Origin of the sequence: Tahibacter aquaticus (assembly GCF_004363655.1) — a bacterium.
GTDB lineage: Bacteria > Pseudomonadota > Gammaproteobacteria > Xanthomonadales > Rhodanobacteraceae > Tahibacter > Tahibacter aquaticus.
The window spans coordinates 25,253-40,056 of sequence record NZ_SNZH01000007.1 but is presented as its reverse complement, the minus strand read 5'-3'; the positions used below and the strand labels follow the sequence as shown (position 1 = coordinate 40,056).

The following is a 14,804-nucleotide window of genomic DNA, read 5'->3' as shown; positions in this document are numbered from 1 at the left end:
GATGAAAGTCAGCAGCTACTACCCCGTGATCATGACCGGCGACGTGGCCGGCACAGCGGCTTTCTACCAGCGGCATTTCGGCTTCGTCGCCCTGTTCAGCAGCGACTGGTACGTACACCTGCAGCTGCACGGCGATGCCGCGGTGAACCTGGCAGTACTCGACGGCCAGCACGACACCATTCCCGCCACAGGCCGCGGCCGGGCCGCCGGCCTGCTGCTGAACTTCGAGGTGGACGATGTGGATGGCGTACACGAACGCCTCGTCGCTGCCGGGCTGCCGATACTGCGCAGCCTGCGCGACGAAGACTTCGGCCAGCGTCATTTCATCACCGCCGATCCCAACGGCGTGCTGATCGACATCATCACGCCCATTCCGCCGACCGCGCAGTTTGCGGCGCAGTACGACGCCAACGCCCTGCCGACTGGCGCCTGAGGCTTACTGCACAAGCCGCCGCCGCTGCAGCCAGACCGCTTCACAGGAGGCCACGAAGCCGCTAACGTGCCCAACCCAGTGCCGCGAGTCCGCCCGTGTTCACGCAAGCGATCGTTCGCCCGCCCAGCAAGAATTTCGCCGACGGCCTTACCCGTGAAGACCTGGGGCCGCCCGACTTCAACCTCGCCCTGGCACAGCACGCGCAGTATTGCGCCGCACTGCAGCGCTGCGGCCTGCAACTGACTGCGCTGCCCGCTGACCCGCGCCACCCCGACGCCACCTTCGTCGAAGACACGGCGGTACTGCTGCCGCGCTGCCGCGTGCTGACCTTGCCCGGTGCGGCCAGCCGCGTCGGCGAGATCGAAGCCATACGAATCTGCCTGGAAAACCAGGGCTTGCCGCTGCAGGCGATCGCTGCGCCGGGCAGCGTCGACGGCGGCGACATCTGCGAGGCCGGCGAACATGTGTTCATCGGTGTCTCGGCACGGACCAACGAAGCCGGTGCGCAGCAGCTGGCCGCCCTGCTGCACGAGGCGGGCTACAGCAGCAGCCTGGTCGATATTCACGGCGTCGACGGCATCCTGCATCTGAAAAGCGGCATGAGCTGGCTCGGCGACGGCCGCCTGCTGCTGATCGAGGCGCTGGCCGCGCATCCGGCTTTTGCCGCCTACGAGCGCGTGCTGGTGGAGTCCGACGAAATGTATGCAGCCAATGCGGTACGCGTGAACGACCATGTGCTGATCGCCGCCGGCTATCGCCGCACGGCTGCACGCCTGCGCGAACTGGGCTATGCCCTGATCGAGCTGGACATGAGCGAATTCCGCAAGATGGACGGCGGCCTGAGCTGCCTTTCGCTGCGCTACTGACCGGACGTGCCGCAATGAGCGTGATCGAAACCCCGCGCCTGCGCCTGGAACACTTTGTATCTGATGACGCAGAATTTATTCTGCAACTGGTGAACGAGCCTTCCTGGCTGGAGTTCATCGGCGACAAAGGCGTGCGCACCCTCGACGATGCGCGCAACTACCTGATCAACGGTCCGCTCGCCATGTACCAGCGCTGCGGCCACGGCCTCTATCGCGTAGACCTGAAATCCACCGGCCAGGCCATCGGCATGTGCGGCCTTATCAAGCGCGACACGCTGGAACACGTCGACATCGGCTATGCCCTGCTGCCCGCTTACTGGGGCCAGGGCTATGCGGCCGAAGCGGCACAGGCGACGCTGGACTATGCGCGGGACGGGCTGGGGCTGCGACGGGTGCTGGCGATCGCCGCGCCGCACAATGTGCGGTCGATCGGTTTGCTGGAAAAGATGGGATTGCGCTTCGAGCGCTCGATGGAGTCGGCCGACGGCGTCAGATCCAGCGTCTTTGCCATCGACTACTGAATAGCGCGCCACTGTGGCCGCCTGTGCATTTCTCAGTCCGCCTGCGAATTCGCGTTTTAAAAAAATGGCAAAGGCACTTAACGCCTAGTTGAAGACTGGGCCGACGCCGATCCGGTCCAATAGACGCGTCGCCTGCACGACACCCCATTCGCACTTCACCGACAGCAAGGACCGGCCGTGGCATTGCGCGCGTAGTGCTCGCTCGCGCACGCGCGGCTGCCTGTAAAGGGAGTTCCCAGGAGGCAACCATGAAATATTGCGGCGGCAGGCCTGTTTTGCTAGGAGACACCGTTGATCTTGGTGGAGGAGACACAGGTAGTGTCGTTGCGGTAATCGATCAAGGTAAGTTCTCGAGTCGTTATCCGATGAATGAATGGAGTTATCTCTCCATCGGCGCGCTAGTGGAGTCGTCGAAGTACGGGCTCATTCACTACTCTGGTTCAGAGCACGACTTCGAGCTAATGGAACGCACCAAATAGCTTGATGCTAGGCTAGAAGCCTCGCCGTGTGCGGGGCTTCTTCTACATGCGATGCTTATCAAGATCGATCGTAACGAGGAACCCTCAGGCAAATTCACGGTTTCCGCAGACAGGACGGTCCGATGGCATTTGCACGAAAATTGTTGTTGCTTGCCGCCCTGGGAGGTGCATTGGGCGTGATGTTCGGCGCCTTCGGCGCCCACGCCCTGCGCAACAGGCTCGACCCATCACAGCTGGCCATCTGGCAAACCGGCGTCAACTACCTGTTCTGGCATGTGCTCGCCGCGCTGTTCGCGGCGCGCTGGGCCGACAGCGGCGGCGGCAGGCCGGCGCTAGTGGCCGTGGCGCTTTTTCTGGCCGGAACGCTGGTGTTCTCGGGCACGCTGTTCGCACTGGCCCTGGGTGGCCCGCGCTGGTTCGGTGCGATTACGCCGCTGGGCGGCCTGGCGCTGATCGCCGGATGGCTGGCGCTGGCAGTGGCGGCCTGGCGACAGAAATAGGTACTAATATTCCCCTGTTGCATTAAGCAACAAGGCTAATCGCAAGTACTGGCCCGCTGCGAAAATCGCAGAAACCGCAGGACCAGTTGCAGCCGGTCCCGCGGCAGACTCTGACGGGAGGTTTGCGCCATCCTTGGCGCCTTGCCTTGCTCCAGGGGCTTCAGACTGGCCACCCCGCGGATTCTCAGGTCTCCCCGGGGCGGAACGGTCAGAAGTGGGTAACGTGCCGGCCGGTGAAGATCGGGCCGTGCGCGTGGTAGGAAGGAATGTTCTGGAAGGCTCTGGCCTGCTGTGCGACCTGCCAGCTACCGGCAGAGTGGTCCACGCCCAGCGCGTGCAGGGCGCCGGCAGTCGTGGCGAAACCGGCCATGCCGGCGGCATTCGGTGGCAGCAGGTCGCCGGCGCAGGTCTTGCCAGCGAGCGGTGCGGCGATGAAAAGGTGCTCCCTCATGGTTCCTCCAGTGTCGAACCGTTGCCGGACAGTCATCCGGGCCGTGCGCTGCACACCTTGCGGGCACAGCGCGGCGGCCAGCTGGCCGACGCTCCTCCAGGGAGCGGTAGTACCGCACATCGCATTCCCGAGGTCGCCTTTGCGCACATCGTCTTGCCGCAGGCGCAGCCGTCCGCGCGAGTGCGCGGCACTCACGAGTCAAGCCTGACTGGTGGGATACGACGATACGCCCGGGCGATTGCTTCGGGACGGCCCGCATCTTAACGGCGCGTGATGCAACGCACAATACGTTGCTGTTGCGCACTTGTTTAGAAGTAAAAAGCCGGAAAGCGTGCGCTTTCCGGCTTGGCACAAGGCTATCCGCCGATTTGTATGGACGTGTTCAGCAACGTCGATTTGCGCCGGATTGCCACAGCAGCCACGGTTTCGGCCATATTGAAAAAAAGCGTGGCGCTTATTTCTTTCCAGTGGTTTTCTTTTCTTCCAGCGGCTTGAGGTACTCATCCACCGATTTTTCCAGGTTGGCGAATTTGTACTGCGGCAACTGGTAGGTCCAGCCGTTGAAATGCAGATTGAGCCTGGCCACTTCCGCATCCAGCGCGGCCAGGCGCTCGCTCTTGTCCTTGGCCGGATCGCTGACGGACAGCGGTGGCTGCGCGGCCGGCTTGGCTTCGGCCGCCGCCGGTGCCGCCTGCTGCGCGTCCCAGTCGGCCTTGGCCCTGGCCTGCGCCGCGGCAATGCCGCTGTCGGCCGCAGCGGCATCCTTGCGCGCCTGCAGCTGGGCGTAGAACTTGTCGTCCTTCTTCCAGGCCGTCACCTCGACCACCAGTCCGTCGAAGGCAGCAAAGCTGCTGCGGTATAGCTTGTCGGCCGGCGCCGCGGCTTGCGCGGCGGGCAGCACGTCTTCGAAGGTGAGCCCGGCCAGGGTAGTGCCCAGCGAATTGGCAGCGAACTCCGAGGCCAGTTCGCGGCCACGGGGCAGATCGGCGACCGCGTAGCTGGTATCGGCTGGCTGCTGCTTGAACACGCGCAGCGGCTTGCCCTCGGGCTTGTTCAGCACGACCTCGCGCACGCGCGTGGCGGGCAGGTCGACGATGCTCTTGTCCAGCCAGTTGGCCGCGGTCTTGTCCGGCAGCAGGTTGCCCTTGGCCAGCCAGCTTTGCTTGTCGCCGGCGCGGCGCACGAAGGTGGCATCGCCGCGCGTGTTCACATTGCCCAGCAGCAGTTGCACCGGCTTGCCCAGGCCGTCGAGGGCGAGCAGCACGCCAGTGCTGCCGGTCGCGCCGATGTCGGCCAGGCCAAGCTCGGCGTAGCGCTGCTCGTTGGTGGTCTTGGCTTCGAGCAGGCGCGACTGGCCGAGCTTGAGCAGGTATTCGCGCACCTTGCCCGCATCGGCGCGGTAGCCGCCCTTTTCCTTCAGCGTCCAGCCGCCGGCGTCTTTTTCCAGCGTCGCGAGCAGCTTCTGGCCGGGGCCGGTGATGCTGAAACTCTTTACGTCGTTGAGGTGGTTGTCCAGCTCGGGCAGTGCCAGGGTGGCGACCTGGCCAGCGTGCTCGGCGTCGGGCTTGCGCGCCGTGCCCAGCGCGATCGCCGCAATCAGGGCGATGCCGGCGGCGACGGCCAGACCGATCACGGTCTTGTTGTTGACATGGTTCATGCCTGTCTCCTTCAGCGGGCCTGGCGCCGCTTGGCGCTCCAGCCGGCAAAACCCAGCGCCGCAATCACCAGCAGCAGCGGCACCAGCAGGATATTGAGGAATTTAAGGCGCGTGCCCAGCGCTTCGATGTCGGCATCGAGCTGGCGCCGCACATCGCGCAGTTCCTTGCGGATGGCGACTTTGCGCTTGAGGAAATTGTCCAGTTCTGCCTTTTGTTCGGGCGACAGCACCATGGCCTGGTCCTGGCTTTTGGCGCTTTGCAGTTCAGTCAACTTGCGCTCGGTTTCCGACAGTTCTTTCTGCAGGTCCTGTTCCTTCTTGCGGAAGGCCGTGTCGGCCTGGCGCTTGAGCGCCTCGACGCGGGTGAAGGGACGCTGCGAGGTGGCGCGGCCGCGGATGGAAATCAGGTCGGAATCGCCGGCCAGGTTGTCCACGGCATTGATGACCAGGTCGCCGTTGTTGGCGTAGGCATTCATCACGCGCTGGCCGAAGAAATCCTGCACTTCGACCCAGAGCCGGTCGCTGAGCATGTCGGTATCGGCGAACAGCACGATCGCGTTCCTGCCCTTGGCCTGGGCCAGGTGATCGGCGCCGCTGCGTTCGGGAAACGCGGTCTTGAATTCGCCTTCCAGGCGCCCTGCCAGCACGAACGGCTGGCCCGTCGGCTGGAAGCCGGCGAGCAGGCCGGCCGGATCGGGCAGGAACTTGACCCGGTCGGCGGACACCGCCATGGACTGGTCGCTGGACTGAATCAGCGGCACCAGCTTGGCCGTGGAATCCTTGGACAATTCAAAATATCCCACCGTGGACATGTTGATCGTGGCCAGGTTGGCGGTGATCACGTCGTCGCTGCTGAGGTCTTTGCGCGCGAAGCCGAGAATGCCGAGATGGCGCACCGGCGGCGCGGCCTGGGCCACACGGATCTGCAAGGCGTGCGCGTTGTCCAGTACTACCTTGTCGCGGGCATAGTCCACGCCCCAGGCCTTGAACAGCTTGGCCAGGTCGGACGACTTGTCCGCCAGCATGGCGGCCTGCGGGTTTTCCGGATCAGCGCCGGATTCGTCCAGTTCCGCGTTCGGATCGACGAATACCAGCAGATGGCCGCCGCGCAGCACGAACTGGTCGATGGCATACAAGGCGTCGTCGCTGAGATCCTTGGGGTGTACCAGCACCACGACGTTGATGTCTTTGTCGATGGTCTTCAGCGCGGCTGCATTCATCTGGCGCAGATCGAACAGCTGCGACAGTTCCGTATACACCGCCCAGGGCTGGCGCATCTGGCGCGTGGCCTGATCGAAGCCCATCGTCATGGGCAGGCTGCTGATGAAGGCAACCGCCGGCTTCTTGCTGACGGAAAGATCGTGAATGAGCTTGGCGATGTCGTACTCGGCCAGGTTTTCCCGGCCCGGATCGAACAGCGGAATCTTCGCTTCGCCGCTGGTGGAATTGCTGCCGACCAGGCCGAGGAAGACGTTTTCGCCGGCCGGGCCGAACGGCAGGCCCTGGATGCCGGCAGCAACGGCGTTGTCCTCGTCTTCGGAGAAGGGCAGCGGGTCGATCACCTTGAGGTGGATCTTGCCGCCGGAACGCGCAGCGATTTCCTCCAGCAGTTCGCGCACGCGCGGGTAGTAGCCGCGCAGCGCCCGGGCGTCGTTGCTGGCGGCTTCGGCGGTGCTCTTGTCGGAGAAATACAAGGTGAGCTGGATAGGCTCTTCCAGCTTGGACAGCTGGTTGCGCGTGCCTTCCGACAAGGTATACAAGTTGCTCTGGGTCAGATCCATGCGGGCGCCGCGGAACAGCAGGTTGCTGATCAGCACGACGGCGACGAACAGGATGGCGAGGATCAGCAGCGCGCTGCCGGTCAGGGTTTTGCGATTGAATGCCATGGCGGTTGCTTCCTCAGTCGGCCTTTTTCAGATCGATGACGATGGCGGTGGCGTACAGCCACACGCCGATGGTCAGCGCGAAATAGATCAGGTCGCGCAGATCGACCACGCCTTTGGCAATGGCAATGAAATGGGTATAGAGGCTGAGCCCTGCGATCGCATCGACCGCACCCTGCGGCAGCAGCGACTGGAAAAAACCCTGTACCAGCGGGAATCCGGCCATCAGCAGCAGAAAACAGATAACGACCGTCAGGATGAAAGCGACCACCTGGTTGCGTGTCGCCGCCGACAGGCAGGAGCCGATGGCGAGGAACGCGCCGGCCATCAGCAGGCTGCCGAGATAGCTGGCGACGATGACGCCGTTGTCGGGTTCGCCCAGGTAGTTGACTGTGATCCAGATCGGGAAGGTCAGCGCCAGCGCGATGCCGACGAAGGCCCAGGCGGCGAGGAACTTGGCCAGCACCGCCTGCCACATGGTGATGGGCAGGGTCAGCAGCAGCTCGATGGTGCCGCTCTTGCGCTCCTCGGCCCACAGGCGCATGCCGATGGCCGGCACCAGGAACAGGTACAGCCACGGGTGATAGATGAAGAACGGCTGCAGGTCAGCCTGGCCGCGCTCGAAGAAGCCGCCGTAGTAGAAGGTCAACGCGCCGGCCAGCAGCAGGAAAATGACGATGAAGACATAAGCGACCGGCGTGGCGAAATAACTGGCCAGTTCGCGCCGGAAGACAGTGACGACGGGATTCATGCGCTGGCCTCCTTGGCTTCCGGCAGGGTGATGCTGCGGAATACTTCGTCGAGGCGGCCGCTTTCCAGCTGCAGCTCGCTCACCTCGATGTTCTGCGACTTCAGCACGTCGCTGATCGGCATGAAGATCGCGCGGCCTTTCTTCGGAAAAGCAGTGATGCGGTGGTCCTGCGGGTCGATCTCGATGCTCTCGATGTCGGCGACGCGGGCCAGCGCCTGGCGCGCCGCGCCGGTATTGACTGCAGTCAGCGACACCGCGCCGTGATAGCGCGAACGCGCTTCCAGTTCCGCCGGCGTCGCATCCGCCAGCAGCTTGCCGCCGGCAATGACCACGGCGCGCGTGCAGACCGCATGCACCTCTTCGAGGATATGCGTGGAGATGACGATGATTTTGTCGTGCGCCATGGCGTTGATCAGGGCGCGTACTTCGTGTTTCTGGTTGGGATCGAGGCCGTCGGTCGGCTCGTCCAGGATCAGCGCGGGCGGGTCGTGCAGGATGGCCTGGGCCAGGCCGACGCGGCGCTTGAAGCCCTTGGACAAGGTGTCGATGGACTGTGCCAGTACCGACTCCAGCTGCAGCCGTCCGATCACGTCGTCGATGCGCTTTTTCTTCTGCTCGCCGCTCATGCCGCGTACGTCGGCGACGAATTCGAGAAAGGCACGCGGTTTCATTTCGCCGTAGCTGGGCGCGCCTTCGGGCAGGTAGCCCAGCGCGCGCTTGGCCTGGATGGGCTGGGATTCCACATCGAAGCCGCAGACCTTGGCGCTGCCCGCGGTGGGCGCGAGAAAGCCCGCGATCATCTTCATGGTGGTGGATTTGCCGGCGCCGTTGGGGCCGAGAAAACCCAGCACCTCGCCCGGTTGCACCTTGAACGAAATGCCGTCGACGGCGGTGAACTGGCCGTAGCGCTTGGTCAATTGGGAAGTTTCAATCATCGTCAGGTCACCCATGAATTGCTGTGCAAGCCGCTGCCCGGACGTGCAGACCTGCACGCACGAGCGGAACGACGATGGTTTTACCGGCGCTGTCCCCAGGCCGGCGCGCGATACCGGCCAGACCGTTCGCGGAGCTGGCCATGCCAGGATGCGGATCGGTGACGGAGCGCCTGGCAATGTACCGCAAAGCCGAAAAAAAGTTCCCGCGGCCAGCGGCGGAGACGAATGGCCCTGCGGCACAGGGGTTTCGCTGTCGGCACAGCGCGTTGGCCGGCCAGCACACCAGGCATGGTGCAGACCGGCCCGGCGATAGCCGGCGGACTCGCCCCATTGTGGAAATACGCGCAAAAAAAACCCCCGCGAGGCGGGGGCTTTCTTTCAACGCTGCCGCGCTGCGATCAGTGCTGGCCACCCGCGGCGGCCGGCGCGGGCGGAGCTGCCGGTGCAGGCGGAGCTGCTGCCGGCTCGTTCGCCACGGCGTTGTCGAGGATGGGCAGGTACACCTTGAACTGCTGCTCGTCGTCGGCAACGGTAGCCGGATCGGTCAGCATCACGTCGAAATAGCGATTGGCGTTCTCGTTGAAGCGATAGCCCATGGCCATGGCATACGCCTTCAGCGACAGGCGCATCAGCGGCAGGCCGGCGGGGCTGCCCACCCAGGTGGTGACCAGGGCCTTGCCGTTGTAGCCGGTGCGTGCGACGACCTTGTCGGTGACGACGAGGTTGCCCTTGCGATCCATGTTGCCCGGCAGCGGCGCAGCGGCTTCGCTTTCTTCGGCAGTCTGCACGGCCTGCGGCATGGCCGGGCCAATGACGTAGTCCTTGCCGTCGATCTTCAGGTTGGCGCTGTCGACCGGCTGGCCGACGTCGAATACGTAGTTCTCATCGCCCCACTCCACGGTCGTGGTATGGCGCGGGCCGGCGGGATTGATCTTCTGGATCTTCATGACGGCGGCGATTTCCTTCATCGCCGTGTCGGTCGCGGCAGCGACTTCGTCGAGGCTGCGCGGCGCCTGGGTCGGCACCACCAATTGCGGCTGGCCCTGCACGTCGGCGACGAAGATTTCGGTCGTGGTGTAGTCCACGTTCGGGATCGCCGCCATCTGCTGCTGCAGGCTGGCCAGGTGCAGCTGGATCTGGGTGGCCGGGTCGCCGTTGATGTACAGGCCCGAATAGCGCGCGATCAGGTCCCAGCCGTAGTCGACGTCATAGGCCCAGGTCACCTTGGTGATGCGGCCGTTCTTCTGCGGCTCCAGGGTGATCGTGTAGTGCTTGTTCGTGCCGTTCCACAGGTTGTCGACCTTCCAGACGATGCTCTTGTCGCCGTCCTTCTCGGTCACTTCGTAGCTGCCGTTGCCCGGGTTGGGCTTGGTGCTGGTCCAGACGACCTTGGCGCCCTTGCCGAAGTCCGGACCTTCCAGGGCGAACTGGGCCTTGTTGTCGAGCATGCGCACCACGCCCCAATCGGCGTAGCGGCGGTAGTTGCTCAGCATGTCGCCGATGTGGCGCGTGTTGTGACTGATGTCCACGCTGCGTTCGATGTGACCGGAGGATGGCAGCGCCACCCCAATGATCACGGCCAGCGCGAACACGATGACCGCGGCCACAATGAACTCAAGAATACGCGTCATTCCAGATGTCTCCAGGACTAATCTGCCGGGCGGCCTGTGACCGCCACTGCCTTATCACAACGATCGAAATATCCACCAAAAGCGGTGACGCTGGCACGCCGTTAGACGACGCAGACCGGAATCGCCGAGTCGCGCATGGTACTTGCTCCGGATCACGATGGCTATTACCTGAATCGCTCCGCCAGCAGGCCTTGACGCGGCCGCGGATGCCCCGTCGCAAGACTGTAATTCCTTGTAACAAAAGCAGATTGCGCAGACCGTTCGGGCCAACGGCAAAAATTGCCGGCGGCACAGCCGGCGCGGTCCCGCAAGCGCGGCAACGCCGCCCGCGCCGCGCGGTTCAGACTATGCCCAGCTCGAACGCCTTGAGTACGGCACGCGTGCGGTCGCGCACGCCGAGCTTGGAAAGAATATTCGACACGTGGTTCTTCACCGTGCCCTCGGCCACGCCGAGCGAATTGGCGATTTCCTTGTTGCTGTAGCCGCCGGCCATCAGGCGCAGGATTTCGGTTTCGCGCTCGGTCAGCGGATCGGGCCGGTCGAGGCTGACGAATTCGTTGTGCATGCGTTCCAGGCCCAGCAGCAGACGCTGGGTGACGACCGGCGCGACCAGCGAACCGCCGGCGGCAACCGTCTTGACCGCATCGACCAGTTGTTCCAGTGACACGTCCTTGAGCAGATAGCCGCGCGCACCGGCCTTCAGGCCGGCCAGCACCAGCTGGTCGTCGTCGAAGGTGGTCAGGATGATGGTCGCCGGCAGCTGGTTGGCCTGGGCCAGATGGTTCAGTACGTCGATACCGCTCATGCCAGGCATGCGCAGATCCAGCAGAACCACATCGGGTTTTTTCTGCGGAATCATCTCCACTGCCTGCGCGCCGTCGGCGGCCTCGGCAATGACGCGGATATCGTCGGAAAGCTCCAGCAGGCTGCGAATGCCCTGGCGCACCAGGGTCTGATCGTCCACCAGCAAGACTGAAATCATGCAGTTGTCTCCAAGGGCAGCCAGGCATCCAGGGCAAAACCCCGGTCCCGCGCCGTAGTGATGTTCAAGCGTCCGCCGAACTGGGCCAGGCGTTCGCGCATGCCGGCCAGGCCGTTGCCCGGCGTGAGTTTGTCGCTGCCGCGGCCGTCGTCGCGGGCATGGATGACGAGTTCGTCGCCGACCTGCTCGAAACTCAGCCACAGCGTACGCGCGCCGGCATGGCGCACGGTATTGGTGATGATTTCCTGGGCACAACGCAACAGCACGTGGGCGCGGTGCGGATCGTCGACGCCGAAGCGCGGCGGCAGCTCCAGCTGTATGTCCAGCTGCGGCACGCCTTCGATCAGGTTGCTCAGTGCCTGGCTCAGGTCGATGCGATCGTCGTCGCGCATCTGGCTGACCACTTCGCGAACGTCGGCCAGCAGCAGCTTGGCCACCGACTGGGCCTTGCGCACATGTTCCTGCGCCGGCTGCTGTACCAGGTGGCTGGCCACTTCGAGATTGAGGCTGAGTGCGGTCAGGTGGTGGCCGACCAGATCGTGCAGCTCGCGCGCAATGCGCAGGCGTTCGGCAATGCGGCTGGATTCGGCCAGCAGCGCGCGCGTCGCGCGCAATTCGGAATTGAGCCGGCGCTGTTCGTCGCGCGCCTCGGACTGCTGCCGCGCAATCAGCGAGGTGAAGAACACCAGCGCGGAAAAGCCCAGGTAGAAGCTCGATTGCAGCACGGCCAGGCCCAGCGTGTAGTCCGGCAGCGTGGCGAAAACCGGTACCAGGGCGTAGTTCTGCAGCACCATGCTGACCAGGGCGATGCGCAACGGCATCAGCCAGGGCAGGACCATCGACAGTCCGACCAGCAACATCGCGCTGAGCCCGCTTTTGCTGAACCAGCCTATGGCCATGGCCAGCCCGATCAGCACCACCAGCAGACCGATCTTCAGCGGTGCGAAGCGGCGGCTGCCGAGTTTCAGCAGCAGCAGCCAGAACAGCAGTCCGAACAGCAGATAGCACAGCACCCAGGCGCTCAGATGCCACAGCGGCCGGCCTTCCTGGGTCAGCTCGATCACCAGATCGTGATAGCGCACCAGCGGCGTGCCCACGGATACATAGGTAAACAGACCGGCGTAGCGCAACAGGCGGATATGGTTGATCTGGGCGATCTGCATGGGCGAATGATAGGCGCGACAGGGGGTTGCCGTACCTGTCCTAAGTCATCTGGCCAGCCAGACGCCGTGCCGCGTGGCAAAAATGCGCAACCGGCGGCCGGTTTGCGGCGGGCGGGACCGGTCGCAGCGACCGGCGCAGCAGCCTGGGGCAGCCGATCTGCGCCACTGGCCGGCAACTGCCTACCATTCCTTAACATTCCCGGCCGGGCGCCGGCGCGCCGCCTCATGGCTACCGCCCCAGCCGCATGCGATACTTCCGCAGTCCGTGGGCGCCGTCGGTAGGCCGCCCCGCAATACCGCTGGAGCAACGAATGGCCATCGCCATCCGCGACGTGCGCGAGCACGAGCTGGATTCCGTCCTTGCACTGAACAACGCCGCCGGCCCGACCATTCTCATCCTGGATTCGAACCGAATCCGCTGGTTTTTTGACAATGCGGACTATTTCCGCGTCGCCGAAGTGGAAGGCCATATCGCCGGCTTCCTCATGGCCATGCGCGAAGGCAGCGACTACGACAGTCCGAACTACCGCTGGTTTTGCGAGCGCTATGCGGCTTTTGCCTATATCGACCGCATCGTCATCGCCAAGCCTTATCGCGGCCTGGGGCTGGGCCGCATCTTCTATGCCGACGCGACCAGCTTTTCCGAAGTGCGCGTGCCGGTACTGTCCTGCGAAGTCTTCCTCGAACCCCGCGACGACGTGTCGGTGCTGTTCCACGGCACCTACGGTTTCAATGAAGTCGGCCAGCAGATCATGCCCGGCCTGGGCAAGCGCGTAAGCCTGCTGGCGAAAGACCTGCCCAGCTTCGACTTCGTCCGCAGCACCTATCTGGACGGCCCGACCGGGCAACTGCCGAACCAGCCCTGGCTGGCCCAGCGCAAGCGCCAGGGCAGCGCCGCCCCGCGCCGCGCCGCCGGCGGGCTTTGAGCCGATGGCGCGGACCCTGCCCAATTACGAGCCGGTCGGCGAGCTGAAGTTCGGCCAGGTAGGCATTGCCAACCTGCGCCTGAAGACGCTCGACGACGCCAGTCTGGCGCAGGAACTGAAGGCCAAGCTCGATACCGCACCGCAACTGTTCCAGCGCACACCGGTGGTGCTCGACCTCAGCCACCTGGCGCAGCTGCCCGACGCGGAACGCGTGCGCGGCCTGCTGCAGACCATCCGTGACAGCGGCATGCTGCCGGTGGGCCTGGCCTACGGCACCAGCGAAAACGAGGCGCTGGCGCGCGCGCTGGATCTGCCGCTTTTTGCCAAATTCCGTGCCGCCTACGAAAACGGCGGCAGCGCCGAAAGCGTGCCGGCCACCGCTGCCCCAGCGCCCGCGCCTGCCCGTGCTACCCCGCCGCCACCAAGCGCAGGCAGCCGCGGACCGGCCAGCCAGCTGCAGACACAGCCGGTGCGTTCGGGCCAGCAGGTGTATGCGCGCGGCACCGATCTGGTCATCACTGCCGTCGTCGGAAACGGCGCCGAAGTGATCGCCGACGGTTCGGTGCACGTCTATGCGGCGCTGCGCGGCAAGGCCGTTGCCGGCGCCCAGGGCGACGCCAGCGCGCGCATCTATTGCCAGGATTTCCAGGCGGAGCTGGTTTCCATCGCCGGCCATTACCGCGTATTCGAAGACATACCGGCTGACCTGCGCGGTAAACCCGTGCAAGTATGGCTGGAGGGGGAGAAGCTGCTGCTGGCCAGGCTCGGTCCGTAGCGTAGAAAGCGACAAGAGCCAATTGTGGAGAGAGTAACTTGACAGAATTCATCGTCGTCACCTCCGGCAAGGGCGGAGTCGGCAAGACCACGTCCAGCGCCTCGGTTGCGGTGGGCCTTGCCAAGCGAGGCAAGAAGGTCGCGGTCATCGACTTCGACGTCGGCCTGCGCAACCTCGACCTGATCATGGGCTGCGAACGCCGGGTCGTGTACGACTTCGTCAACGTGATCCACCAGGAATGCACGTTGAAACAGGCGCTGATCAAGGACAAGCGCTACGACAACCTGCACGTGCTGGCCGCCTCGCAGACGCGCGACAAGGACGCGCTGACCAAGGAAGGCGTGGAGCGCGTGCTCAACGATCTGAAGGAAGAAGGCTTCGACTACGTGCTGTGCGATTCCCCGGCGGGCATCGAGAAGGGCGCGTTCCTGGCCATGTATTTCGCCGACCGTGCCATCGTCGTGGTCAATCCGGAAGTGTCGTCGGTACGCGACTCTGACCGCATCCTCGGCCTGTTGTCGTCGAAGACGAAGCGCGCGGAAAACGGCGGCGATCCGGTGGCACAGCACCTGCTGCTGACGCGCTACAACCCCACCCGGGTTGCCGCGGGCGACATGATGAGCATCGACGACGTCAAGGAAATCCTCGGCATCGAAGTGCTGGGCGTGATTCCGGAATCCGAAGGCGTGCTGGCTGCGTCCAATGCCGGCGTGCCGGTGATCCTGGACGAGAACTCCCACGCCGGCCATGCCTACGAAGACGCGGTCGCACGCCTGCTCGGCGAGGAACGGCCGATGCGTTTTCTCGACGCGCCTAAGAAAGGCATCCTGTCGCGACTGTTCGGGAGCTGA

General features: G+C 64.3%; 16 protein-coding genes. 8 read left to right on the top strand and 8 right to left on the bottom strand.

The features are described 5' to 3' along the window. Nucleotide 1: 1 nt before the first annotated feature. The 5 genes from DFR29_RS12535 to DFR29_RS12515 all read left to right on the top strand — a co-directional run bounded on the left by DFR29_RS12535 (nucleotide 2) and on the right by DFR29_RS12515 (nucleotide 2,799). The gene (locus DFR29_RS12535; protein WP_133818957.1) at nucleotides 2-433 is read left to right on the top strand and encodes a VOC family protein; all 432 of its coding nucleotides are present in this window, start codon (nucleotides 2-4) and stop codon (nucleotides 431-433) included. A gap of 95 nt (nucleotides 434-528) precedes the next feature. Beyond that, nucleotides 529-1,299 (top strand): dimethylarginine dimethylaminohydrolase family protein, encoded by a 771-nt coding sequence (locus DFR29_RS12530; protein WP_133818956.1) that lies wholly within the window; start codon nucleotides 529-531, stop codon nucleotides 1,297-1,299. 14 nt (nucleotides 1,300-1,313) lie between these two features. Then, nucleotides 1,314-1,820 (top strand): GNAT family N-acetyltransferase, encoded by a 507-nt coding sequence (locus DFR29_RS12525; RefSeq protein ID WP_133818955.1) that lies wholly within the window; start codon nucleotides 1,314-1,316, stop codon nucleotides 1,818-1,820. A gap of 248 nt (nucleotides 1,821-2,068) precedes the next feature. Continuing rightward, nucleotides 2,069-2,299, top strand: coding sequence for a hypothetical protein (locus tag DFR29_RS12520; protein ID WP_133818954.1), 231 nt, complete (start codon nucleotides 2,069-2,071; stop codon nucleotides 2,297-2,299). A 122-nt stretch (nucleotides 2,300-2,421) separates the two neighbouring features. Beyond that, complete coding sequence (locus tag DFR29_RS12515; protein WP_133818953.1) at nucleotides 2,422-2,799, top strand: DUF423 domain-containing protein; 378 nt, start codon at nucleotides 2,422-2,424, stop codon at nucleotides 2,797-2,799. Between the two features lie 208 nt (nucleotides 2,800-3,007). On the opposite strand, the gene DFR29_RS12510 is transcribed toward DFR29_RS12515, so the two are convergent. The 8 genes from DFR29_RS12510 to DFR29_RS12475 all read right to left on the bottom strand — a co-directional run bounded on the left by DFR29_RS12510 (nucleotide 3,008) and on the right by DFR29_RS12475 (nucleotide 12,252). Beyond that, on the bottom strand, nucleotides 3,008-3,250 hold the full coding sequence (locus DFR29_RS12510; RefSeq protein ID WP_133818952.1) for a hypothetical protein: 243 nt from the start codon (nucleotides 3,248-3,250) through the stop codon (nucleotides 3,008-3,010). A 454-nt stretch (nucleotides 3,251-3,704) separates the two neighbouring features. Continuing rightward, entirely contained in the window at nucleotides 3,705-4,907 is a 1,203-nt protein-coding gene (locus tag DFR29_RS12505) for a DUF4340 domain-containing protein (RefSeq protein ID WP_133818951.1), read from the bottom strand. Between the two features lie 11 nt (nucleotides 4,908-4,918). Next, complete coding sequence (locus DFR29_RS12500; RefSeq protein ID WP_133818950.1) at nucleotides 4,919-6,793, bottom strand: GldG family protein; 1,875 nt, start codon at nucleotides 6,791-6,793, stop codon at nucleotides 4,919-4,921. Between the two features lie 13 nt (nucleotides 6,794-6,806). Next, nucleotides 6,807-7,541, bottom strand: coding sequence for an ABC transporter permease subunit (locus DFR29_RS12495; RefSeq protein ID WP_133818949.1), 735 nt, complete (start codon nucleotides 7,539-7,541; stop codon nucleotides 6,807-6,809). Then, entirely contained in the window at nucleotides 7,538-8,476 is a 939-nt protein-coding gene (locus tag DFR29_RS12490; protein WP_133818948.1) for an ABC transporter ATP-binding protein, read from the bottom strand. The genes DFR29_RS12495 and DFR29_RS12490 overlap by 4 nt, the downstream gene beginning before the upstream one ends. Nucleotides 8,477-8,874: 398 nt before the next feature. Beyond that, nucleotides 8,875-10,107 carry an SRPBCC family protein gene (locus tag DFR29_RS12485; protein WP_133818947.1) on the bottom strand — a complete coding sequence of 411 codons (1,233 nt, stop codon included), beginning with the start codon at nucleotides 10,105-10,107 and terminating at the stop codon, nucleotides 8,875-8,877. A 340-nt stretch (nucleotides 10,108-10,447) separates the two neighbouring features. Then, nucleotides 10,448-11,089, bottom strand: a complete 642-nt coding sequence (locus DFR29_RS12480; RefSeq protein WP_133818946.1) for a response regulator — start codon at nucleotides 11,087-11,089, stop codon at nucleotides 10,448-10,450. After that, the gene (locus tag DFR29_RS12475; protein ID WP_133818945.1) at nucleotides 11,086-12,252 is read right to left on the bottom strand and encodes a sensor histidine kinase; all 1,167 of its coding nucleotides are present in this window, start codon (nucleotides 12,250-12,252) and stop codon (nucleotides 11,086-11,088) included. The genes DFR29_RS12480 and DFR29_RS12475 overlap by 4 nt, the downstream gene beginning before the upstream one ends. 311 nt (nucleotides 12,253-12,563) lie before the next feature. Here DFR29_RS12475 and DFR29_RS12470 point away from each other — a divergent pair, with 311 nt between their 5' ends. Genes DFR29_RS12470 through minD form a run of 3 tightly spaced genes read left to right on the top strand, consistent with a single transcriptional unit; the run spans nucleotide 12,564 to nucleotide 14,804 of the window. Further along, nucleotides 12,564-13,178, top strand: a complete 615-nt coding sequence (locus DFR29_RS12470; RefSeq protein ID WP_133818944.1) for a GNAT family N-acetyltransferase — start codon at nucleotides 12,564-12,566, stop codon at nucleotides 13,176-13,178. Nucleotides 13,179-13,182: 4 nt separating this feature from the next. After that, complete coding sequence (minC, locus tag DFR29_RS12465) at nucleotides 13,183-13,953, top strand: septum site-determining protein MinC (protein ID WP_133818943.1); 771 nt, start codon at nucleotides 13,183-13,185, stop codon at nucleotides 13,951-13,953. A 38-nt stretch (nucleotides 13,954-13,991) separates the two neighbouring features. Next, nucleotides 13,992-14,804 carry a septum site-determining protein MinD gene (minD, locus tag DFR29_RS12460; protein ID WP_133818942.1) on the top strand — a complete coding sequence of 271 codons (813 nt, stop codon included), beginning with the start codon at nucleotides 13,992-13,994 and terminating at the stop codon, nucleotides 14,802-14,804.